Source organism: Bradyrhizobium sp. 1 (genome assembly GCF_023073315.1).
Classification (GTDB): Bacteria; Pseudomonadota; Alphaproteobacteria; order Rhizobiales; family Xanthobacteraceae; genus Bradyrhizobium.
In genome coordinates, this window is record NZ_JADPJH010000014.1 from 250,090 (window position 1) to 270,437 (window position 20,348).

At 64.6% G+C, this 20,348-nt stretch carries 22 protein-coding genes; 11 read left to right on the top strand and 11 right to left on the bottom strand.

Annotation, left to right across the window (positions count from 1 at the left end; genetic code table 11):
- Positions 1-3 precede the first annotated feature (3 nt).
- On the top strand, positions 4-981 hold the full coding sequence (locus IVB29_RS09775) for a helix-turn-helix domain-containing protein (RefSeq protein WP_247503186.1): 978 nt from the start codon (positions 4-6) through the stop codon (positions 979-981).
- A gap of 107 nt (positions 982-1,088) precedes the next feature.
- Positions 1,089-1,256, top strand: coding sequence for an RNA polymerase sigma factor region1.1 domain-containing protein (locus tag IVB29_RS09780; protein ID WP_247503187.1), 168 nt, complete (start codon positions 1,089-1,091; stop codon positions 1,254-1,256).
- A gap of 93 nt (positions 1,257-1,349) precedes the next feature.
- On the opposite strand, the gene IVB29_RS09785 is transcribed toward IVB29_RS09780, so the two are convergent.
- Both IVB29_RS09785 and IVB29_RS09790 read right to left on the bottom strand, forming a co-directional pair.
- Positions 1,350-2,123, bottom strand: a complete 774-nt coding sequence (locus IVB29_RS09785) for a gamma-glutamyl-gamma-aminobutyrate hydrolase family protein (RefSeq protein WP_247503188.1) — start codon at positions 2,121-2,123, stop codon at positions 1,350-1,352.
- Positions 2,124-2,213: 90 nt separating this feature from the next.
- Positions 2,214-2,918, bottom strand: coding sequence for a hypothetical protein (locus IVB29_RS09790; protein ID WP_247503189.1), 705 nt, complete (start codon positions 2,916-2,918; stop codon positions 2,214-2,216).
- Between the two features lie 138 nt (positions 2,919-3,056).
- On the opposite strand from IVB29_RS09790, the gene IVB29_RS09795 reads away from it, so the two are divergent.
- Entirely contained in the window at positions 3,057-4,190 is a 1,134-nt protein-coding gene (locus tag IVB29_RS09795) for an AI-2E family transporter (protein WP_247503190.1), read from the top strand.
- A 16-nt stretch (positions 4,191-4,206) separates the two neighbouring features.
- Here IVB29_RS09795 and IVB29_RS09800 read toward each other — a convergent pair whose 3' ends face one another.
- From IVB29_RS09800 to IVB29_RS09825, 6 genes are all read right to left on the bottom strand, one after another.
- Positions 4,207-4,503 (bottom strand): antibiotic biosynthesis monooxygenase family protein, encoded by a 297-nt coding sequence (locus IVB29_RS09800; RefSeq protein ID WP_027529922.1) that lies wholly within the window; start codon positions 4,501-4,503, stop codon positions 4,207-4,209.
- A gap of 101 nt (positions 4,504-4,604) precedes the next feature.
- Entirely contained in the window at positions 4,605-4,841 is a 237-nt protein-coding gene (locus IVB29_RS09805; protein ID WP_247503191.1) for a hypothetical protein, read from the bottom strand.
- A 57-nt stretch (positions 4,842-4,898) separates the two neighbouring features.
- Positions 4,899-6,131: a GGDEF domain-containing protein gene (locus tag IVB29_RS09810; protein ID WP_247503192.1), complete on the bottom strand. Its 1,233-nt coding sequence runs from the start codon at positions 6,129-6,131 to the stop codon at positions 4,899-4,901.
- 230 nt (positions 6,132-6,361) lie between these two features.
- Positions 6,362-6,841: a 30S ribosomal protein S9 gene (rpsI, locus tag IVB29_RS09815; RefSeq protein WP_129272122.1), complete on the bottom strand. Its 480-nt coding sequence runs from the start codon at positions 6,839-6,841 to the stop codon at positions 6,362-6,364.
- A gap of 2 nt (positions 6,842-6,843) precedes the next feature.
- On the bottom strand, positions 6,844-7,308 hold the full coding sequence (gene rplM, locus IVB29_RS09820; RefSeq protein WP_247503193.1) for a 50S ribosomal protein L13: 465 nt from the start codon (positions 7,306-7,308) through the stop codon (positions 6,844-6,846).
- Positions 7,309-7,466: 158 nt separating this feature from the next.
- Entirely contained in the window at positions 7,467-7,895 is a 429-nt protein-coding gene (locus tag IVB29_RS09825; RefSeq protein WP_247503194.1) for a PaaI family thioesterase, read from the bottom strand.
- Between the two features lie 86 nt (positions 7,896-7,981).
- Between IVB29_RS09825 and IVB29_RS09830 the strand changes: the two genes are divergently transcribed.
- From IVB29_RS09830 to IVB29_RS09845, 4 genes are all read left to right on the top strand, one after another.
- Entirely contained in the window at positions 7,982-8,806 is an 825-nt protein-coding gene (locus tag IVB29_RS09830) for an enoyl-CoA hydratase (protein WP_247503195.1), read from the top strand.
- 25 nt (positions 8,807-8,831) lie between these two features.
- On the top strand, positions 8,832-9,416 hold the full coding sequence (locus IVB29_RS09835) for a CoA-binding protein (protein ID WP_247503196.1): 585 nt from the start codon (positions 8,832-8,834) through the stop codon (positions 9,414-9,416).
- 138 nt (positions 9,417-9,554) lie between these two features.
- On the top strand, positions 9,555-10,835 hold the full coding sequence (locus tag IVB29_RS09840) for an O-acetylhomoserine aminocarboxypropyltransferase (RefSeq protein ID WP_247503197.1): 1,281 nt from the start codon (positions 9,555-9,557) through the stop codon (positions 10,833-10,835).
- Positions 10,836-10,941: 106 nt separating this feature from the next.
- Complete coding sequence (locus tag IVB29_RS09845) at positions 10,942-11,286, top strand: hypothetical protein (RefSeq protein ID WP_247503198.1); 345 nt, start codon at positions 10,942-10,944, stop codon at positions 11,284-11,286.
- A 5-nt stretch (positions 11,287-11,291) separates the two neighbouring features.
- Here IVB29_RS09845 and IVB29_RS09850 read toward each other — a convergent pair whose 3' ends face one another.
- Complete coding sequence (locus IVB29_RS09850; protein WP_247503199.1) at positions 11,292-12,374, bottom strand: COX15/CtaA family protein; 1,083 nt, start codon at positions 12,372-12,374, stop codon at positions 11,292-11,294.
- Positions 12,375-12,468: 94 nt separating this feature from the next.
- On the opposite strand from IVB29_RS09850, the gene IVB29_RS09855 reads away from it, so the two are divergent.
- Positions 12,469-12,690: a DUF2842 domain-containing protein gene (locus tag IVB29_RS09855; RefSeq protein ID WP_247503200.1), complete on the top strand. Its 222-nt coding sequence runs from the start codon at positions 12,469-12,471 to the stop codon at positions 12,688-12,690.
- Here the strand turns inward: IVB29_RS09855 and IVB29_RS09860 are convergent.
- Entirely contained in the window at positions 12,680-13,723 is a 1,044-nt protein-coding gene (locus IVB29_RS09860; protein ID WP_247503201.1) for a polysaccharide deacetylase family protein, read from the bottom strand. The genes IVB29_RS09855 and IVB29_RS09860 overlap by 11 nt on opposite strands.
- Positions 13,724-13,864: 141 nt before the next feature.
- On the opposite strand from IVB29_RS09860, the gene IVB29_RS09865 reads away from it, so the two are divergent.
- Positions 13,865-15,046, top strand: a complete 1,182-nt coding sequence (locus IVB29_RS09865) for a GNAT family N-acetyltransferase (protein WP_247503202.1) — start codon at positions 13,865-13,867, stop codon at positions 15,044-15,046.
- A 55-nt stretch (positions 15,047-15,101) separates the two neighbouring features.
- Here IVB29_RS09865 and IVB29_RS09870 read toward each other — a convergent pair whose 3' ends face one another.
- Positions 15,102-17,333, bottom strand: a complete 2,232-nt coding sequence (locus IVB29_RS09870) for an exopolysaccharide transport family protein (protein ID WP_247503203.1) — start codon at positions 17,331-17,333, stop codon at positions 15,102-15,104.
- Between the two features lie 200 nt (positions 17,334-17,533).
- Between IVB29_RS09870 and IVB29_RS09875 the strand changes: the two genes are divergently transcribed.
- Both IVB29_RS09875 and IVB29_RS09880 read left to right on the top strand, forming a co-directional pair.
- Positions 17,534-18,667: a glycosyltransferase family 4 protein gene (locus IVB29_RS09875; RefSeq protein WP_247503204.1), complete on the top strand. Its 1,134-nt coding sequence runs from the start codon at positions 17,534-17,536 to the stop codon at positions 18,665-18,667.
- Positions 18,668-18,787: 120 nt separating this feature from the next.
- Positions 18,788-20,335 (top strand): undecaprenyl-phosphate glucose phosphotransferase, encoded by a 1,548-nt coding sequence (locus IVB29_RS09880; protein WP_247503205.1) that lies wholly within the window; start codon positions 18,788-18,790, stop codon positions 20,333-20,335.
- Positions 20,336-20,348: the final 13 nt, after the last annotated feature.

Consider the following 20,348-nt stretch of genomic DNA (forward strand, 5'->3'; position numbering starts at 1 on the left):
CCCATGAAGCTCGCAATTCTCGCGCTCGAAGGTTGCATGCACTCGGCGATCGCCGGCGTCGCCGACATGCTGTCGATCGCCAATCACGTGATGCAGCAGAGCGGCGCAAAACCCCGCTTCACCTGGCAGACACTCTCGCTCGACGGCAAGGTGGTGCGCGCCGGCGGCGGCCAGATGGTCGCGGTCGATGGCGCGATCGGCAAGCGCGCCAGTTTCGATGCGATCCTCGTCCCCGGCAACCTCGTCGATCACGTCACGGCCGAGCGGCTGCAACCGCAATATGCGCGCGCCGGCGCCTGGCTGCGGCAGCAGCATGCGAACGGCCGGCTGATCGGCGCATTTTGCAGCGGCGTGTTCCTGCTTGCCGGCGCCGGCCTGCTCGACAACCGCCGCGCCACCATTACCTGGTGGCTGCAAGGCGAGCTGCGGCAGCGTCACCCCACCGTCGACCTTGCCGGCGACGCCGTCGTCACCGTGGCCGACCGCATCGTCTGCGCGGCCGGACCGATGTCGTGGGTCGACCTCCTGCTCCGCCTGATCGAGATGGTCGACGGCAAGGCGATCGCGAAACTCTGCGCGGACTATGTCGTCATCGATACCGCGCAGCGCACCCAATCGATCTTCATGCCGGTCGGATATCTGCTCTCGCAGGACCCGATGCTGACCAAGGCAGACCTATTGGTTCGCCGCACCGGCAAGAGCCCGATGACGGTCAAGCGCCTTGCAAGCGCGCTCGGCCTCAGCGAGCGCACGCTGAACCGCAAGTTCCAGGAGCTCACGCACGAGCCGCCGCAAGCCTTCATCATGCGCCGCCGCGTCGAGCATGCGCGCACGTTGCTGGAGACGACGACCCAGCCGGTCAAGACCATCGCGCGCGCTGCCGGCTACGAAGACGAGAGCAGCTTCCGCAAGGCGTTCCGCAAGCTCACCCTGATGTCGCCGCAAGCCTATCGCGCGCGACGGATGGAGCGGGCGGCGTAACAGAGCGGAGCGCCGCGCCGGCTGTGGGGCCAAGGCAAGCGCTAGAGGCATCCCTCTCGGGAACCCGACTCTCTCGCCATAGAGTAGAGGCCGCCCCAGGAGAGAACATGAGCGTACCGGAGATCATTCGACGGGCCATCGAAATCGGTGAACGAGAGGGCAAGATCACCTTCGACGAATTGAATGAACTGTGCGGCAACGGGATAGAGCCCGAACATATCGAGCGCATTTTCAACGCTTTGAGCGACGCGGGAATTTGGATCGCAGAAGAGTAGCCTCGGCCTCGTCATTGCGAGCGCAGCGAAGCAATCCAGCGTCTTTCCGCGGAGGGATTCTGGATTGCGTCGCTGCGCTCGGAGCCGGCCGCGCTACGCCGCTGCCTTCTGCCGTTCGACCATCGCCTCGCCAAAAGCCTCGAACAGCTTCCGGTTGATGGGATTGCGTTGCGGGTCGTATTCGGCGTGCCACTGTACGCCGAGCGCGAAGGTCGGGGCTTCCGCGATGCGGATCGCCTCGATGGTGCCGTCCTCGGCGATGCCTTCGATCAGCACGCGCTTGCCGGGGTCCAAGATGCCCTGGCCGTGCAGCGAATTGACCCTGATCTTCTCGCAGCCGAGCAGTCTTGCGAACGCGCCCCCCGGCGTCAGGTCGACGTCGTGACGGTCGGCGAACACCACTGTCGGGTCGGGATGGATCTCGCCGTTCTCGAGGCGGGGCATGCGGTGATTCATGCGGCCCGGGATTTCGCGGATCTCGGGATGCAGCGAGCCGCCGAAAGCAACGTTCATCTCCTGGAGGCCGCGGCAGATGCCGAACAGCGGAATGCCGCGGGCGACGCAGGCGACCGAGAGCGCCAGCGCGACCTCGTCGCGGTGGATGTCGTAGGGCTCGTGCGCCTCGCATGGATCGACGTTGAAACGGGTGGGATGCACATTGGCACGGGCGCCGGTGAGCACGATCCCGTCGACCACGTCGAGCAGCGCACCGATATCAGTGATATCAGGCGCTCCAGCGAACATCACAGGCAGGCCGCCGGACACCTCGGCGACGGCGCGCAGGTTTCGCTCGCCGACCATCTGGACCTGAAATCGATTCTCGACGCGGTGGGCATTCCCGATCACGCCGACGACCGGCTTTCTCATCTCCCGTTCCGACCTCTCGCCGAAAAAGATTCTCCAAACATGCCCTTGGGATGGAACAAATTCAACAGAAGGGATCGCGGGACGGCAATGCTATTTTCGCGCAAATGCATCCCGGGCCTCAATCCCGCCCCCGACAGGCAGGCTTGCGGCCTTCAGTGCGGTTGCCGCCGCCTCGCCCGGCGCAGCCAGCCAGGGCAGTTTTGCCACGATTCCGCGCGTGACGGGCTCCCCGAGCACACCGCCGAAATCGATCGGCCAGAACCCGTTGGGCACCACCTCGGCGGTGAGGCCGCGGATGGCATAGCCCTCGCCCAGAACCGCTTCCGCATGGTCAGGGGCGACAAGGCGCGCGGTGCGAGGGTCCTTGGGATCGCCAAAGCTCACGAGCACAGGGATCAAATCCCCCTGCAGCGGGACAATGCCGGTCTGCCGGTTGATATCACTGAACGAGACGCGGTTGCCGTGCGCGGCGCCATAGGCGCGGAGCGCGACGTAGTTGATGTCGTCGAGGTCGAGCTTTTCGCCCTGCTGATGCGCCAGCAATACCACCAGGTTCTTTCCCTGGCCGAGGTCGACGAACACCGCCTCGCCGCGCATCGTGGTGCGGCCGCCGCGGTTGTAGTTGCGGTCGGGCACGACGGCCAGAATGCCTGATGCGCGCTTGATCCCGTCAGGCGTCGTTACCTCGACCGTGAGGCGAAATTTGTGGCCGGGCCGGTTGACCCGGATCTGGTCGCCGATCACGAGCACGGCCAGCAGCCCGAGCAGACCCGCCCATTTGCCGATGAAACTCAAGCGCCCCCCACCTGTTCTTTCATCACCGCTCTGCACCGTTCGCGCGGCAGCGTCAAACCAGCGCGTTGACGCGGCCTTGATCGGAAGCGCGTTTGTCGAAAGAGTGCCCGGCCCGCCGCCACCGAAAAAGGACCCGATGTGAGCATTTCCAGAGATGAACGGCCCCGGACCCGCAACGATCTTGCCTGGGCGATCTCGGTCGGCGGCATCGGCGTCGTGCTGTTCACGGCCGCGCTCGTTTTCACCTGGTATTTCGCCGCCACGGTGCTGCTGATCTTCACCGGCATGCTGCTCGGCGTCGGTCTCAATGCGCTGACCAATGCGCTCGGGCGGCGCGTGAATCTGCCCCATACGGTGCGGCTCGCGATCGTCTGCGCCGTGCTTGCAGTGCTGCTCGCGGGCGTGGGCTATCTCGGCGGCGCCACCATCGCCGATCAGGCCTCGGTGCTGAGCAAGACCATCAAGTCGCAGATCACCAACGTGAAGTCCTTCCTCGACAACCACGGCATCGACACCAGCGTGTTCGATCTCGGCAGTGCCGCGCCAGCCGCCTCCACTGACGCGGCATCGACACCCGCCCCGAGTTCCGCCCCGCATGGATTACCGAGCGGTGCCGGCGCGCTCGCCTCGAGCGGCGGGGCGATCGTGAGCCAGACCTTTAAGCTGCTGTTCGGCGCGATCAGCGCCGTCGGTAACATCTTCATCGTGCTGTTTCTGGGGCTCGCCTTCGCAGCGCAGCCCAGCGTCTATCACGATGGCTTGTTATTCCTTGCGCCGGCGAAGCATCGCACCCGCGTAGCCCTGATCATCGACCACATCGGCGAGACGCTGGAGCGCTGGCTGATCGCGCAGATCGTGGTGATGATCGCGGTCGGAATCGTGACCTGGATCGGGCTCGCCATCATCGGCATTCCCGGCTCGTTCATCCTGGGGATTCAGGCCGGCCTGCTCGCCTTCATCCCGACCGTCGGCGCCATCATCGCCGGCGTGGTCGTGGTGCTGGCCAGCCTCGCCTCAGGCTGGATCCCGGCGCTGTCGGCCTTCATCCTCTTCATGGGCGTCCACGCCATGGAGAGCTACGTGCTGACGCCGATCCTGCAGCGGCAGGCGCTCGACATCCCGCCGGCCACGCTGTTCGCGTTCCAGATACTGCTCGGCGTCGTGTTCGGAATCTGGGGCCTCGCGCTGGCGCTGCCCCTCGTCGCCATCGCCAAGGTCATGATCGACCATTTCAAGACGTATGAGGCGCCGCCTCTGGCGGAGGCGGCGTAAGGCGTCGTGAAGTGGATCAGGTCGTCAGCACGGTCTCGGTGTGCTCGACCTCGGGCGGCGACGCAAAATACTGGCCGACGAGGCCGCGCCATTCGGTGAAATTCTCGGAGCCACGGAAATCCACCGTGTGGTTTTCCAGCGTCGCCCATTTCACCATCAGCCGGTAACGCTGCGGCTTCTCGATTGACTTGTGCAGCTCAAAACTGTGAAAGCCCTTGGAGCGGCCGAAGGCGGCCTTGGCCTTGGCGACGGCGGCCTCAAAGTCCTTCTCGCTGCCCGGCTTGACGTCGATTTGCGCGATCTCGGTGATCATCGGTTTCCACCCATTTTTATTCGATGGGCGTGTCTACCGCAGCCGCGAGCAAAGAAAAAGGCGCCGAAACGGCGCCCTGCCCGGCCGAAAATGCGCCGCTATCAGGCCAACAGCAGCACGGTCCCGGTAACGACGAGCAAGCAAGCGAGAAACAGCGCGATCGGCCAATAGCTGCGGCTCTGCGTGTAGCGCCCCTGGGCGCGGCGCTCGGCGATGAGCGCCGTCTCGTACTCGTCCGCGGTCGAGAACAGACAGGCGAAGCCACCACGCGCCGAAGCAGCGTGAGCTTCGAGCGACATCAGGGCAGCCTGCGGGTTCTGTCGACGGATCGATTCCATGACCGCAATGGTAGGGATCGAACGGTAAACAGGAGATTACCGCGAGGCCCCCGCGTATCAGGCCGTCGCCGGCTGTGTGTTGGATTGTCCCTTGGGTACACCGATGCGCGCCGCGCTCTGGCGGCGCCAGTTCTCCAGCGACAACGGCAGCTCCTCCGCCGCCTCGACGCGGTTACGGCCGCCGCGCTTCGCCTGGTAGAGCGCGGTGTCGGCCGAAGCCAGCAACACCTCGAGCTCGGTACCGGCCGGACCGCCGGCGACGCCGATGCTGACGGTGGTGTCGACCGGGCCTTCATCGACCACGACGCCGGAGGTCTCGAAAGCCTCGCGCACGCGCTCGGCAACCAGCACGCCTTCCTCCAGCGAGCACGGCAAGAGCGCCGCGAACTCCTCGCCGCCAATCCGGCCCGACATGTCGGTCATGCGCAGATTACTGACAACGACGGTCGAGAACAGTTTCAGCATCTCGTCGCCGGCGGGATGGCCGAAGCGATCGTTGATCGACTTGAAATGGTCGATGTCGAAGATCATCACGGTGACGGGACGCCCGGCCTTGGCCTCGCGCTCGATCACGCGGCCGCAGGCTTCCGAGAAACCGCGGCGGTTGAGCATGCCGGTCAGGGGATCGGTCGACGCGGCGGTCCGGTGCGCGGTCACCGTGCGCTCGGATACCAGCATGAAGATCACGAACACGGTGCCGACGGCATAGAGCACCAGCTCGACCGCGAACACCGTGACCCAGATGCTCGTGGCGAAACCGGCATCATGCGGGCGCAGGAAGCTGCCGAGCAGGATCGGCAGCATCAAGACGCAGCCGTGCATCACCGGCACGACGAAGGCCGGCCAGCGCCGTTGCAGGCTCTTGCGCCGTTCGACCCAGAGCTCGCTCGCGGTGAGCGCCGCATAGACCGAAACGATGCCGGCGCCGACGATCATGCGCAGCATGGACGCCGTGGGATCAAGCAGCGTGGCGGCCGCAGCCCAGGCGAGCGCGCCGACGAGGAGGCCCGGCCAGTTCGGCTTGCGGCCATGGAAGACGCGTGCCGCATTCCACACCATGCCGCAGGCGACGAAGCCGACCGCGTTCAGCGCAAGGTAAAGATGCGGACCGAGCTTGTCGCCGGCCGCAGTCCACAACGCAACAGAAGCGGCGCCGAGGAGATACGCGGTGCCCCACCATTTCAGCGCGGGACTGTTCTCCTGCCTGCCAAAGAACACCATCATGGCGCCGAGCAGTGCGGCAACCATGGTGGCAACCAAATAGAGCGTGATGCTATCGAGCGACATCATGTCGGCCCCCTCTAAGAAAATAGCAGTTACGCGACCGGCACATCCGATTTGCGCGCCCTTCCAGATGCGACGCTATGTCCGCCAAGTTCCATTCAGGTTTTCATGCAAGAGCAAGTTTTCGGGAAACTCGTCTTCAATTTGCACACAAACGAACGACAAAAAGGGCGCTGAAATCAGCGCCCTTTTGCATCTCATTGAAGCCGCTTTCGCGGCGAATGTGACCGAAGCGATTAACGCTTCGAGAACTGGAAGGACCGGCGGGCCTTGGCCTTGCCGTACTTCTTGCGCTCGACCACGCGGGAGTCGCGGGTCAGGAAGCCGCCCTTCTTGAGCACGGTACGCAGCTCGGGCTCGAAATAGGTGAGCGCCTTGGAGATACCATGACGAACAGCGCCAGCCTGACCGGACAGACCGCCGCCGGCGACGGTGCAGATCACGTCGTACTGGCCGGAACGGGCGGCCACCGAGAACGGCTGCTCGATCATCATGCGCAGCACCGGACGGGCGAAATAGACCTCGACCTCGCGCGCGTTGACGGTGACCTTGCCGGCGCCCGGCTTGATCCAGACGCGGGCGACCGCGTCCTTGCGCTTGCCGGTGGCGTAGGCGCGGTTGAACTTGTCGACCTTCTTCTCGTGCTTGGGCGCGTCGGGCGCGACCGCCGTCTTGAGCTGCGAAAGCTGGTCGAGCGACTGAATGGATTCGGCCATGATTATGCGGCCCTCGTGTTCTTGCGGTTCAACTTCGCGATGTCGAGCTTCTCGGGCGTCTGAGCCTCGTGCGGATGATCGGCGCCGCCGTAGACACGGAGGTTGCCCATCTGCACGCGACCGAGCGGACCACGCGGGATCATGCGCTCGACGGCCTTCTCCAGCACGCGCTCGGGATGCTTACCTTCAAGGATCTGGCGCGCGGTGCGCTCCTTGATGTGGCCGACATAACCGGTGTGCTTGTAGTAGGTCTTCTGCTCGCGCTTGCGACCGGTGAGGACCGCATGCTGCGCGTTGATGATGATGACGTTGTCGCCGCAATCAACATGCGGGGTGTAGATTGGGAGGTGCTTGCCGCGCAGGCGCATGGCGACGATGGTGGCGAGGCGGCCGACGACCAGACCCTTGGCGTCGATCAGCACCCACTTCTTCGTCACCTCAGCCGGCTTTGCCGAAAAGGTTTTCATGTCAGAGTTTCCGTGGACGGGGAGCATCGGCGCGAACACCGCACCGGACTGAGCGGTTTTCTAGAGAAGAGACCCGCAACGGTCAATGCCCGAGGACATAAATTAATCGATAAAAATCAATGACTTAAAATTATGGTGCTATATTACCTGCAAAAAGCTCAAACATTTGGAATGGAATAAGTCGAGGTGACATGAGCGATCGGATCGGGCGAGCTGCCGGACAAGAGCTTCACCTCCCCAACCGCCAGGCGCTTGCCGAGCTTGAGAAGCCGCGCCTCCGCCAGCACGTCCTGCCCCGGCTGGCCCTTGCGCAGGAAATTAATGTTGAGGTTGGTGGTGACCGCGAGCCCGATCGGCCCGATTGCGGACAGCAGCACCACATACATCGCGAAATCGGCCAGCGTCATCAGCGTCGGACCGGACACGGTTCCGCCCGGTCGCAGCATCCGTTCGCTGTAGCGCTGGCGCAAAAGGCAAGTCTGGCCGTCCGCGCTTTCGATCGTAATGTCGTCGCCGCTGAAGGCCTGGGGAAACTCGTTGCGAAGAAACTGCTCGACCTCCGCCACGCTCATTTTCGCTAACGCCATGCTTCGCCTCACCCTCGCTTCACATCCCCTGTTACATTAAGTTATCTGCGTCATCCAAACGCAATAATACAATCGGAAACGCTTCGATGTCCGCCCAGGCCGCCCGCGCCCCCTCCCCGCAACCGCCAATTCTGCTGCGCGAAATGGTCGGCTCCATCGCGGTCCTGACGCTGAACCGCCCGGCCGCCCGCAACAGCCTGTCGGAAGCCATGATCGCCGGCCTGCATGCGGAGCTCAATGCTATCCGCGACGACAAGGCGATCCGCGGCGTCGTGATCGCAGCCAACGGTCCCGCCTTCTCCGCCGGCCACGACATGAAGGAGCTGACCGCGCGTCGCGCCGACCAGGATCGCGGCCGTGCCTTCTTCGCCGAGATGATGACCGCCTGCAGCGCGATGATGCAGGCGATCGTGCATCTGCCCAAGCCAGTGGTCGCTGCCGTCCAGGGCATCGCGACCGCCGCAGGCTGCCAGCTCGTCGCGAGCTGCGATCTCGCGATTGCCTCGGAAGCGGCGAGCTTTGCCACGCCCGGCGTCGACATCGGCCTGTTCTGCTCGACGCCGATGGTGGCGCTGTCGCGCAACGTCCCGCGCAAGCAGGCGATGGAGATGTTGCTCACGGGCGAACCTGTCACGGCCGCACGCGCCCGCGAGATCGGGCTGATCAACCGCGTCGTCGCCGCCGGCACCGAGCGCGACGCGGCGATTGCGCTCGCCGAACAGGTCGCGCTGAAATCAGCCTACACCGTCAAACTCGGCAAGGAGGCGTTCTACCGCCAGGCCGAGATGAGCCTTGCCGACGCCTATCGCTATGCGGCAGAGGTGATGACAGAGAACATGATGGCGCGCGACGCCGAGGAAGGCATCGGCGCCTTCATCGAAAAGCGACAGCCGACATGGCGGGATGAGTAATTTCGTCAACAAGAAAAGACGACACATGAACCACGACGCCTATCCCGACAATTACATCCGCGCCATCCTCAACAGCGTGAAGTCGATCGCGATGGTCGGGGCCTCGCCGGTCAACGTGCGGCCGAGTTATTTTGCGTTCAAGTACCTGGCGCAGCGCGGCTACGACATGATCCCGGTCAATCCCGGCCATGTCGGCAAGGAGCTGCTCGGCAAACCCTTTATCGCCTCGCTGTCCGACATCGGCCGCCCGATCGACATGATCGATATTTTCCGCAATTCCAGCCACATCATGCCCGTGGTCGAGGAAGCGTTGACGCTCGATCCGCTGCCGAAGGTGATCTGGATGCAGCTTGGTGGACGTGACGACGCGGCAGCCCTGAAAGCGGAATCGGTCGGTATCAAGGTCGTGATGAACCGCTGCCCCAAGATCGAATATGGCCGTTTGTCGTCCGAGATCTCCTGGATGGGCGTGAATTCGCGCACATTGAGTTCCAAGCGCGCGCCGGCACCGACGCAAGGCATGCGTCTATCCCTCAATCGAATGAGCGTCGGCGGCGGCGATACCGCGGCCTCTGACCGCGCTGCGAAAAACAAGACCGAGCAAAGCTGACGCAATCGCGAAGCATTCATTTCGCGAACGCGACAATGCGTAGCAAGATCATTTCGATGTGAAGCGGCGGCTTGACGGCAGCCGTGACGCCGATCAGCATGCCGCGCGATTTCAAGCCACAAGAAATAGGACGCCCCAATGAGCGATCGCCTTCCGGGATTTTCAACCCTCGCCGTGCATGCCGGTGCACAGCCCGATCCCACCACCGGTGCGCGCGCGACCCCGATTTATCAAACGACATCGTTCGTCTTCAACGACGCCGACCATGCGGCATCGCTGTTCGGCCTGCAGGCGTTCGGCAACATCTACACCCGCATCGGCAATCCCACCAATGCGGTGCTTGAAGAGCGCGTCGCCGCGCTCGAAGGCGGCACGGCCGCGCTTGCGGTCGCCTCGGGTCATGCCGCGCAGGTCGTGGTGTTGCAGCAATTGCTCCAGCCGGGCGACGAGTTCATCGCCGCGCGAAAACTCTATGGCGGCTCGATCAACCAGTTCACGCACGCGTTCAAGAGCTTTGGCTGGAACGTGGTGTGGGCCGACCCCGATGACATCGCAAGCTTCGAGCGCGCGGTGACGCCGCGCACGAAGGCGATCTTCATCGAATCCATCGCCAATCCCGGCGGCAGCATCACCGACATCGAGGCGATCTCGACGGTGGCGCGCAAGGCGGGCGTGCCGCTGATCGTCGACAACACGCTGGCCTCGCCCTATCTGATCCGCCCGATCGATCACGGCGCCGACATCGTCGTGCACTCGCTGACGAAGTTTCTCGGCGGCCACGGCAATTCGCTTGGCGGCATCATCGTCGATGCCGGCACGTTTGATTGGTCCACCGGCGGCAAATATCCGATGCTGTCGGAGCCGCGGCCGGAATATCACGGCATCCGCCTGCAGGAGACCTTTGGCAATTTCGCCTTCGCGATTGCCTGCCGCGTGCTCGGCCTGCGCGACCTCGGGCCCGCGCTGTCGCCGTTCAATGCCTTCATGATCCTCACCGGCATCGAGACGCTGCCGCTACGCATGCAGAAGCACTGCGACAACGCGAAAGCGGTCGCCGAATTCCTCGCCGGCCATCCGGCGGTGGCCTCGGTCAGCTACGCGGGCCTGGCGAGCGACAAGTACAACCAGCTCGCACGCAAATACGCGCCGAAGGGTGCGGGCGCCGTGTTCACCTTCGGCCTGAAGGGCGGTTATGACGCAGGCGTCAGCCTGGTGTCGAAACTGCAGCTGTTCTCGCATCTGGCCAATGTCGGCGACACCCGCTCGCTCGTCATTCACCCCGCCTCGACCACGCACAGCCAGCTCGATGACGCCGCGAAGGTGAAGTCCGGCGCCGGCCCCGACGTGGTCAGGCTCTCGATCGGCATCGAGGACAAGGAAGACTTGATCGCCGATCTGGAGCAGGCGCTGGGCGCTTAGTCGCCTGATCGTTCCGGGGCGCAGAAAATGCGCCCCGGTTAACAGTCATTAACCATATCTGCCGCATACATCGTCACTGGATCGCCCCTTTGATTCGGAGCCGACGATGCTGCGCTGGATGGTGCCTGCCCTTGCGGCGATGCTGACGGTGTCCGCTGCCGTTGCCGCCGATCTGCCGGCCACGCCGAAGCGGCGGGCCGTGGCGCCGCAGCAAGAGCCGCCAAAAGTCTATGTCGAGACCGATCCGGATGCGTTGATCTCGCCGGCCTATGGCATCGGCAGCTACGTCCGCAACCTGCCGGGTACGCCGCTGCTGCCGGGCGCCCATACGCTGCCGGGCTATTACGGCCGTCCGTGGGATTACGATTATCAGGGCTCGTATTACGGCGGGAAGCAGGTCGATTATTTCTGGCGCCTGCCCTACTCGTGCGGCATCTACGGCTATTGCTGATCTGATCAGCCGGCCTGACCAAGCGGAACCGCGCGCGGCTGCGCCTCGGCAGGCTGCCGTGAGGCAAGCCGTTCCACCTGCATCACCGCAAGCGTGAGCACTGCGATCGCCACCGCCTGGTGCGACAGCGCAAGGTCGATCGGCACCTGATTGAGCAGCGTGAGGATGCCGAGCACCGCCTGCAGGCTCACCGCCGCGAACAGCCACAGCGCACCGCTCGCAGCGGAACCCGCCCGCGAACGCACCGCGTCGAACGCATGCAGCGCCGCCAGCGCGAACAGCGCATAGGCCGTCATGCGGTGCTCGAACTGCACCGTCAGCACGTTGTCGAACATGTTGCGCCACCACGGCGTCTCGAACCACAGCCGCTCGCCCGAGGGAATGAACGCGCCGTCGATCTGCGGCCAGGTGTTATAGGCGCGCCCGGCGCGCAGACCCGCGACCAGCGCACCGAAATAGATCTGCACGAACGTCACCACGAGCAGCAGCGCGCTGGTGAAGCGCAGCCGTGCTGGGCTAGCGATCTGCGGCCACTCGGCGAGCCGCCGCACCGTCCAGACGATGCCGGCGAAGATCAACAGTGCAAGCACCAGATGCGTCGCCAGTCGATACTGCGAGACCTCGACGCGCTCCGTCAGGCCCGAGGCCACCATCCACCAGCCGACCGCGCCCTGGAGGCCGCCGAGCCCGAACAGCAGCCACAGCCGCCGCTTCAGCTCACCCGACAGTCCACCGCGCCACAGGAAGAACAGGAACGGAAGCAAATAGGCGACGCCGATGAACCGGCCGAGCAGCCGGTGGCTCCACTCCCACCAGAAAATCTCCTTGAACTCGGAGAGCGACATCCCGGTATTGAGTTCGCGATATTGCGGGATCCGCTTGTAGGCTTCGAACGCTTCGGTCCACGCCGCCTCCGACAGCGGCGGAACGCTGCCCGTGACCGGCTTCCACTCGACGATCGAAAGGCCGGATTCCGTCAGCCGGGTCGCGCCGCCGACCAGCACCATCAGAGCGATCAAAGCGGCCACGGAAATCAGCCACCAGCGCACGGCGCGATGCGGCTTGATCGGTGCGGAAATTGGCGTCATTCGGGGCGAAACCAGGGGCTTGAACCGGACTGCGTGCCCCTTATAGTCCCCCGCTTCCGCAGCGCAAGTTACGCGAAAGCCTCGATATTCCGCCATGACGATCCGCACCCGCAAGTTCCTCGGCGCCATCCTGCTCCTGGTGCTTTGCACCGTCTGGGCCCTGCTCGGCATGGCGGCCGCGCAGATGCCCTGGATCGCCGAGTCCGGCTGGCGGCAGGCGATCTATTACGTGGTCGTCGGCATGGGCTGGGTCTTGCCGGCGATGCCGATCGTGAGCTGGATGCAGCGGCCCGATCGCGTCAAATCTAGCTCGTAGCGCCACCCGTCGGTTTCACCGGCGCAAAGGCCACACCCGAGACCAGCACGCGCAACATGCGCAGCGAGCGCACGCGCCCGTCCCAGGAAATCCGCGGCAGCGCACGCAGATTGGTGCGCCCTTCCGCGTCCACGATGCCCGGGATGGTCGACACCGCGCTGGCAAAGCCGGCCTCCTCAACCATCACGACGTGGTTGCGCCGAAAGGACGAGCGATCGCCGAACGGAAAGGCGAGATGCCTGATCTGGCGGTGGAACGCCGATTCCGCCACCGCCTTGCCCATGGTCATTTCGCGCAGCGCGGCCGCGTCCTTCATGTTGGCGAGAACCGGATAGTTCACGGTCGCACTGCCGATCGTGACGAGCGGATCGGCCGCGAGCTTCGCCAGATCCTCCCAGTTCATCGAGGCCTCGCGCGAGAGCGCGGCAAGATCGACGCGGTAGCGCGTGCAGAGATCGGCGATCGCCGCCGACAGATCCGCCGGCGACAGCGAGCGCAGCCAGGTCTCGACGAACGCGAACAGCGCCTGCTTCTCGGCATGATCAGTGACGGTGAAGCGCTGCTCCTTCTCGCCCATCATCAGGCTGATGCGGCTCTCGCGCGCGATCACCTGCTCGAGCCCGAGCCACCAGGCATCGCCAACGCCGTCGGGAAACGCGGTGGGCACATAGATCGTGAAGGGTACCGCATGGCGGGCCAGCACCGGATAGGCGAAGCTGATGAGGTCCTTGTTCGCACCGTCGAAGGTGAGCGCCACGAAGCGCCGCGTCTCCGGCAGCGTCACCGCGCGCCGGCAGACCTCGTCCATGCCGATGATGTCGTACTTCCAGCGCTTCAGCGCCCGAATGGCGCGGTCGAGGAATTGCGGGGTGATCTCGTGCTCGCGCAGCGGCTGAAACGCGCCGCGCCGTCGCGGCCGCACATGGGCAAAACGCAATATGGCGCCGGCCCCACGGCTGCGCAGCGCGGCCTGACCAGTGAACCAGGTCAGCTCAAGGCGCAGCCGTTCCAGCCATCTGTCGTCGGATACCAATATCCCACCTTCGCGCTCGCCGGCGGTCTCTTCCCTTGCTCAAGTACTTGCCTATAGTCATTACCCTTTGTTGACATTTCTTTGCAAAGGTCGGCCACAGGCCGAAATACGTATTTTTCGTTTTCTCGACAGGTTTCGCGAATGACCATGGCTGCGGCGATGCAAAGCCGGACGGCAGAATCGCCCGCGCGGTCAAAAGCGAGCCGGATCGCGCATGTCGATATCGTCCGGGACCCCAGCGAGGTCGAGGCGGTCTGGCGCGCTTTCGAGGAGCCCGGCCACCTCTCGACGCCGTATCAGCGCTTCGACCTGCTCAGCCCCTGGCAACAGCTGGTCGGCGGCTGCGAGGGCGCGCGCCCTTTCATCGTGATCGCCCGCGACGCCGAGCACAGGCCGCTGCTGCTGCTCCCGCTCTCGCTCCGCCAAGCCCATGGGGTGCGCACGGCCTGCTTCATGGGCGGCAAGCACACGACCTTCAACATGGGCCTGTGGAACGCCGAGTTCGCGGCACAGCTCGGTGCGGCAGATCTCGACGCATTGCTTGCGCCGCTGCGCGAACATGCCGACGTGCTCTCGCTGACGCAGCAGCCCTTGCGCTGGAACGATCAGCAGAACCCGTTCGCGGCTCTCCCGCGCCAGAGCGCGATCAACGGCTGTCCGCTGCTGGTGATGGAGCCCGGCGGTCCGCCCGCATCGCGGATCAGCAATTCCTTCCGCCGCCGCCTCAAGAGCAAGGAAAAGAAGCTCCAGGCGCTCGCCGGCTATCGCTACCACCTCGCCACCACGGACGCGGACATCACCCGCCTGCTCGACTGGTTCTTCCGCATCAAGCCGGCGCGGATGGCCGAACAGAAACTGCCGAACGTCTTCGCCGAACCGGGCGTCGAGCAGTTCATCCGCAGCGCCTGCCTGTCGCCGCGGGGCGAAGGCCGCGTCATCGACGTCCACGCGCTCGAATGCGACGAGGAGGTGATCGCGATCTTCGCCGGCGTCGCCGACGGCCAGCGCTTCTCGATGATGTTCAACACCTACACGATGTCCGAGCACGCCCGCTACAGCCCCGGCCTGATCCTGATGCGCTATATCATCGATCGCTACGCCGAGCGCGGCTACCGCTCGCTCGACCTCGGCATCGGCTCGGATGAGTACAAGCGGATGTTCTGCAAGGACGACGAGGACATCTTTGACAGCTTTGTTCCGCTGACCTCGCGCGGAAAGCTTGCGGCGATGGCGATGTCCTCGCTCAGCCACGGCAAGCGGCTGGTGAAGCAGAACCAGATGCTGTTCGACCTGGCGCGCAGGCTGCGGCAGGCGTTCGGATAAGAACTGGCCACTCGCACAGTGTTTTCCTTCTCCCCTTGTGGGAGGGAAAAAGAACTTATGCCGCCACCACGCGCAGCGTCTCTGCCCCATTCGACGCCTGCACCGGCTTGCTCAGCATCGTCACCTCACTGAAGCCGACGGCACTGAGCTGCTCGCACATCAGCGTGCGCGCATCGGGCTCCATCGACGCATCGGGCACCACGACGGCGCGGGCATTCGCCGTCAGCAGTTCTGCCGGCAGGTCCGAAGCGCTGCCGGCGTCCAGCAGCACGTGGTCGTAGGCGCGGAGCAGCGCGTCGATCGCGAGCGTCACGCGCGGCGACTGCAGGAGGCTGCGGTCGAAGCCGGGACGACCGGCCATGACCAGATGCAGCCGCGACAGCTTATCCCTTGTGATGATCTGCGCGAAGGAGGCCTGCCCCTGCATCAGTTCGGCAAGGCCGGGCCCGGAGGCATCGACGGACACCGCGGCAATCGTCGGCGAGGACGCGGCGAGATCAACCACGACCACGCGCGCATCGCGCGCGAGGTGGCGGGCCAGTGTCAACGCCGACAGCGTGATGGCCTCACCCGAGGCGGTGCCGAGCACCGTGACCTTCTTCGCCGCCGCTCCCGCGGCGCGCAGGCTGTCAGCGAGACGCTCGATCTCGGCGAATTCGGTGACGTCGGCATCGGCCGCGATATCCGGCTGAAGCGGCGCGGGATCGCTGATCACCGGCTCGACGATCGGATCGACCTCCGGTTCATGCCTGACCGCCGTCCGCGACGGCGTCAAGACGGCCACAGCGCGCGGCGCGGTCTGGCGCAGCAGCTCGCCGGTGACGACGACGCCTGACGAGAGCAGCAGCGTCGCGATCGTCGCGATCAGTACGATCGGCAGCTTCTTCGGATAGGCCGGCATATTCGAGACGATGGCGCGCGAGATGATGCGGCCCTCGGTGGGTGCGGTGTCGATGCTCTCGCGGGTGCTGGCCTCGCGGTACTTGCCAAGATACGTCTCCAGCAGATCGCGCTGCGCCTTCGCCTCACGCTCGAGCGCGCGGAGTTGCACGTCTTGGCCGTTGGTCGAGGTCGCCTGCTTCTTGAGTTGCTCGAGGCTCGCGGTCAGGCCGTCGACCCTGCCGGCGGCGATCCGCGCATCGCTTTCGAGCGAGCGCGAGATCTTCGCCGCTTCGTCGCGAATTTGACCATCGAGGTCGCCGAGCTGGGCCTTCAGCTCCTTGATCCGCGGGTGATTGCCGAGCAGCGTGGATGATTGTTCGGCGAGCTGCGCACGTAGCGTGACCCGCTGCTCGGACAGTCGTCGCATCAGTTCGGAATTCACCACTTCGGATGCTTCGATCGGCTTGCCGCTCTGGAGCATCTCCTTGATCAGCCGGGCCCTGGATTCCGCATCCGCCCTCATCGAGCGCGCGTTGTTGAGCTGGGTGTTGACCTCGCCCATCTGCTGGTTCGACAGCGTGGTGTTGTTGGTGCCGACGAAGAGCGACGATTTGGAACGGAAGTCCTCGACCTTGGCTTCCGCGTCGGAGACCTTCTTGCGCAGGCTTTCGATCTCGCCCGAGAGCCACTGGCTGGCATTGCGCGCCTGGTCCTGGCGCGCATTCTGCTGGAGCACGAGATAGCCGTCGGCGATCGAATTGGCGACGCGCGCGGCAAGATCGGGATCGGCGGACTGGAACTCGACCACGATCACGCGCGACTTGTCGACGGCGAAGGCCTGAAGCCGGTCGTAATAGGCATCGAGCACGCGCTCTTCCGGCGTCATCGAGAACGGGTCACGGCCGATTCCGACCAGCGCCGCAAGCGACTTCAGCGGCGAAATGCCTTGCAGCACCGGATCGAATTCAGGGCGTTCCGCAAGCTTGTTCTTCCTGATGATCTCGCGCGCGAGATCGCGCGACAGCACGAGCTGCACCTGGCTGGTGACGGCCTCGGCATCGAGCGCCTGCCGCTCCTCGGTGCTGCGGTCGCTGCTGGGACGCAGGAACACGTTCTCGCGACCGTCGATCAGGATGCGCGATTCCGATTTGTAGCGCGGCGTGATGAGATTGACGATTGCGATGGAGGCGACGAGCGCAAGCACCGTCGGCACGATGATCCAGCCACGCTTGCGCGCGAGCGCAGAACCAAGCGCATGCAGATCGATGTCGCCGGCTTCGACTTGTGCCTGCTTCGCGACAACAGACGCAGGCCTTGCTTCAACCCTCGGCTTGGTTTTGGGCTTCGCAATAGCCCGCTCGACCACAGCCTTGTCCTTGCCGGCACGCCAGAACGCTAAACGCATCGAACACTCCCGCAGGGCAATGCTGCGACTCTACCTCAACCGGGGCGATTACACTCCATTAAGGTTGCTGCTGGGTTAATCGCAATGTCCCGCGAACGGCACACGCGCGCTCGTCACCTTTTGTTAACCACGAGGGCTCTTAATCCATCTCGATATTTCGAGAATTGTTCGGCATTCGCCGTCGAGCGCTGGTTTTGATCATGCCCCCCTCTCCCGACCAGCCGCTTCGCATCCTGCACGCCGTGCGCGCTCCCGTGGGCGGCATCATCCGCCACATCCTCGACCTCGCCAACGGCCAGGTCGATCGCGGCCATCATGTCGGGATCCTCGCCGACAGTCTCACCGGCGGCGAGCGCGCGGACAAGGCGCTGGCCGAACTCGCGCCACGGCTGAAGCTCGGTGTCCACAGGATCGCGATCCGCCGTGAACCGTCCCCTGACGATGTCCTGGTGTGGCTGCGGATGCGACGCCTGATCAGCGAGCTCAAGCCCGATGTCATGCACGGCCACGGCGCCAAGGCCGGCGCCTTCGTCCGGATGCGCCGTCGCTCGGACGACACCATCCGTATCTACACGCCGCATGGCGGCTCGCTGCATTATCCGCTCAACACGTTGAAGGGCGAGTTTTACGCGCGGCTCGAGCGCACGCTGATGGACGCGACGGATCTGTTCCTGTTCGAGAGCGCGTTTGCCCGCAATACCTATCAGCGCATCGTCGGCACGCCCAAGGGCGTGGTGCATTGCGTGTTCAACGGCGTGACACCGGGGGAATTCGAGCCCGTTGTCATCACCGAGGATGCCACCGACCTCGCCTATGTCGGCGAGTTCAGGCACATCAAGGGTGCGGATCTGCTGGTCGACGCAGTCGCGCGGCTGCACGAGGGGGGTAAGAAGGTCACGCTCACGCTCGGCGGCGATGGCGAGGAGACGGCGGCGCTGAAGGCGCAGGTCGAGAGGCTCGGCCTCTCCGGCGCGATCCGCTTCATCGGCCACGTCAAGGCGCGCTACGGCTTCTCCAAGGGCAAACTGCTCGTCGTGCCCTCGCGCGGCGATTCCATGCCCTATGTCGTGATCGAGGCGGGAGCCGCCGGCATTCCCATGATCGGGGCCCGCGTCGGCGGCATCCCCGAAATTTTCGGGCCCGAAAGCCCGGCGCTGTTCGCGGCGAGCAACGCCGAGGCGATGGCGGAGGCGATTGCCGCCGCGCTCGACGATCCGCAAGGGACCGCGCAGCGCGCCGTCGTCTTGCGCGAGCGCATCTCCGCGCATTTCTCGCAAGCCGCGATGGTTGACGGCGTGCTCGCGGGCTACCGCGATGCATTTACCAATCACTAACCATCCTTAAGGCCCGCTTTAGAGAATCTTCCGATTTATCCGATAATCCAGGTGCCAGGGGATGCTCGCCCGGGGCGCAAAGTCGCGTCCTGCGGGTTTTTGGAATGGACGTGGACGCCCGTGGAACCGCTCAACGCACGCTCGATGCTCGATGCCGCGACGACCGCCGCAGCGAAGCCCGCTGACCAGCCCTTTGTGGAGCGTCGCCGCCGCCTGACGCCGGCCGCGCTCGAAGTCGTCAACCAGAAGGTCGCCCGCGCCTATTCGCCGATCGTCATCACCGGCATCGTGCGCACGGCCGATTTCGTGCTGCTGAGCTTTGTCGGTGTCGTGGTCTATGTCGGCTACGTCATGCCGCTCTCCGGCTTCAGCTGGGATTATCCGGCAGAGATCGTCGCCGTCGCGATCGCCGCCGTCGTCTGCTTTCAGGCCGCCGACATCTATCAGGTGCAATTGTTCCGCGGTCAGCTGCGGCAGATGACGCGGATGATCTCATCCTGGTCGTTCGTCTTCCTGCTGTTCATCGGCATCTCCTTCTTCGCCAAGTTCGGCAGCGAAATGTCGCGGCTGTGGCTTGCCGCCTTCTACTTCCTGGGACTCGCCGCGCTCATTATCGAGCGGCTGGTGCTGCGCTCGCTGGTGCGCGGCTGGGCGCGCGAGGGCCGGCTCGACCGCCGCACCATCATCGTCGGCTCCGACAGCAACGGCGAGCAGCTGGTCGAGGCGCTGAACGCGCAGGAGGATTCCGACATTCACGTGCTCGGCGTGTTCGACGACCGCAACGACAGCCGCGCGCTCGACACCTGCGCCGGGGCGCGCAAGCTCGGCAAGGTCGACGACATCGTCGAGTTCGCCCGCCGCACCCGCGTCGATCTCGTGCTGTTCGCGCTGCCGATCTCGGCGGAAACGCGCATCCTGGAAATGCTGAAGAAGCTCTGGGTGCTGCCGGTCGACATCCGCCTCTCCGCCCACACTAACAAGCTGCGTTTCCGTCCCCGCTCCTATTCCTATCTCGGCGAAGTGCCGACGCTCGACGTGTTCGAGGCCCCGATCACCGATTGGGATCTGGTGATGAAATGGCTGTTCGACCGCGTCGTCGGCAGCGTCGCGCTGCTCGCAGCTCTGCCGGTGATGGGACTGGTGGCGCTGGCGGTGAAGCTCGACAGCCCCGGCCCCGTGCTGTTCCGCCAAAAGCGCTTCGGCTTCAACAACGAGCGCATCGACGTCTACAAATTCCGCTCAATGCATCACCACCAGGCCGACCCGACGGCGTCGAAGGTCGTGACCAAGAACGATCCGCGCGTCACCCGTGTCGGCCGCTTCATCCGCAAGACCAGCCTCGACGAGCTGCCGCAACTGTTCAACGTGGTGTTCTCCGGCAATCTCTCCCTGGTCGGCCCGCGTCCTCATGCGGTGCAGGGCAAGCTTCAGAGCCGCCTGTTCGACGAAGCCGTCGACGGCTATTTCGCCCGCCACCGCGTCAAGCCCGGCATCACCGGCTGGGCCCAGATCAACGGCTGGCGCGGCGAGATCGACAACCAAGAGAAGATCCAGAAGCGCGTCGAGTTCGACCTCTATTACATCGAGAACTGGTCGGTACTGTTCGACCTCGTCATTCTCCTGAAAACGCCGGTCGCGCTGCTGACCAAGAACGAGAACGCGTATTGAGATCTGTTGTGCC

Bases quoted from the DNA above. Each gene is read 5' to 3' on its own strand.
- IVB29_RS09775 (WP_247503186.1), top strand. From the start codon at position 4: ATGAAGCTCGCAATTCTCGCGCTCGAAGGTTGCATGCACTCGGCGATC.
- IVB29_RS09780 (WP_247503187.1), top strand. From the start codon at position 1,089: ATGAGCGTACCGGAGATCATTCGACGGGCCATCGAAATCGGTGAACGA.
- IVB29_RS09785 (WP_247503188.1), bottom strand. From the start codon at position 2,123: ATGAGAAAGCCGGTCGTCGGCGTGATCGGGAATGCCCACCGCGTCGAG.
- IVB29_RS09800 (WP_027529922.1), bottom strand. From the start codon at position 4,503: ATGATCACCGAGATCGCGCAAATCGACGTCAAGCCGGGCAGCGAGAAG.
- IVB29_RS09805 (WP_247503191.1), bottom strand. From the start codon at position 4,841: ATGGAATCGATCCGTCGACAGAACCCGCAGGCTGCCCTGATGTCGCTC.
- IVB29_RS09810 (WP_247503192.1), bottom strand. From the start codon at position 6,131: ATGATGTCGCTCGATAGCATCACGCTCTATTTGGTTGCCACCATGGTT.
- rpsI (WP_129272122.1), bottom strand. From the start codon at position 6,841: ATGGCCGAATCCATTCAGTCGCTCGACCAGCTTTCGCAGCTCAAGACG.
- rplM (WP_247503193.1), bottom strand. From the start codon at position 7,308: ATGAAAACCTTTTCGGCAAAGCCGGCTGAGGTGACGAAGAAGTGGGTG.
- IVB29_RS09825 (WP_247503194.1), bottom strand. From the start codon at position 7,895: ATGGCGTTAGCGAAAATGAGCGTGGCGGAGGTCGAGCAGTTTCTTCGC.
- IVB29_RS09830 (WP_247503195.1), top strand. From the start codon at position 7,982: ATGTCCGCCCAGGCCGCCCGCGCCCCCTCCCCGCAACCGCCAATTCTG.
- IVB29_RS09835 (WP_247503196.1), top strand. From the start codon at position 8,832: ATGAACCACGACGCCTATCCCGACAATTACATCCGCGCCATCCTCAAC.
- IVB29_RS09840 (WP_247503197.1), top strand. From the start codon at position 9,555: ATGAGCGATCGCCTTCCGGGATTTTCAACCCTCGCCGTGCATGCCGGT.
- IVB29_RS09845 (WP_247503198.1), top strand. From the start codon at position 10,942: ATGCTGCGCTGGATGGTGCCTGCCCTTGCGGCGATGCTGACGGTGTCC.
- IVB29_RS09850 (WP_247503199.1), bottom strand. From the start codon at position 12,374: ATGACGCCAATTTCCGCACCGATCAAGCCGCATCGCGCCGTGCGCTGG.
- IVB29_RS09855 (WP_247503200.1), top strand. From the start codon at position 12,469: ATGACGATCCGCACCCGCAAGTTCCTCGGCGCCATCCTGCTCCTGGTG.
- IVB29_RS09865 (WP_247503202.1), top strand. From the start codon at position 13,865: ATGACCATGGCTGCGGCGATGCAAAGCCGGACGGCAGAATCGCCCGCG.
- IVB29_RS09870 (WP_247503203.1), bottom strand. From the start codon at position 17,333: ATGCGTTTAGCGTTCTGGCGTGCCGGCAAGGACAAGGCTGTGGTCGAG.
- IVB29_RS09875 (WP_247503204.1), top strand. From the start codon at position 17,534: ATGCCCCCCTCTCCCGACCAGCCGCTTCGCATCCTGCACGCCGTGCGC.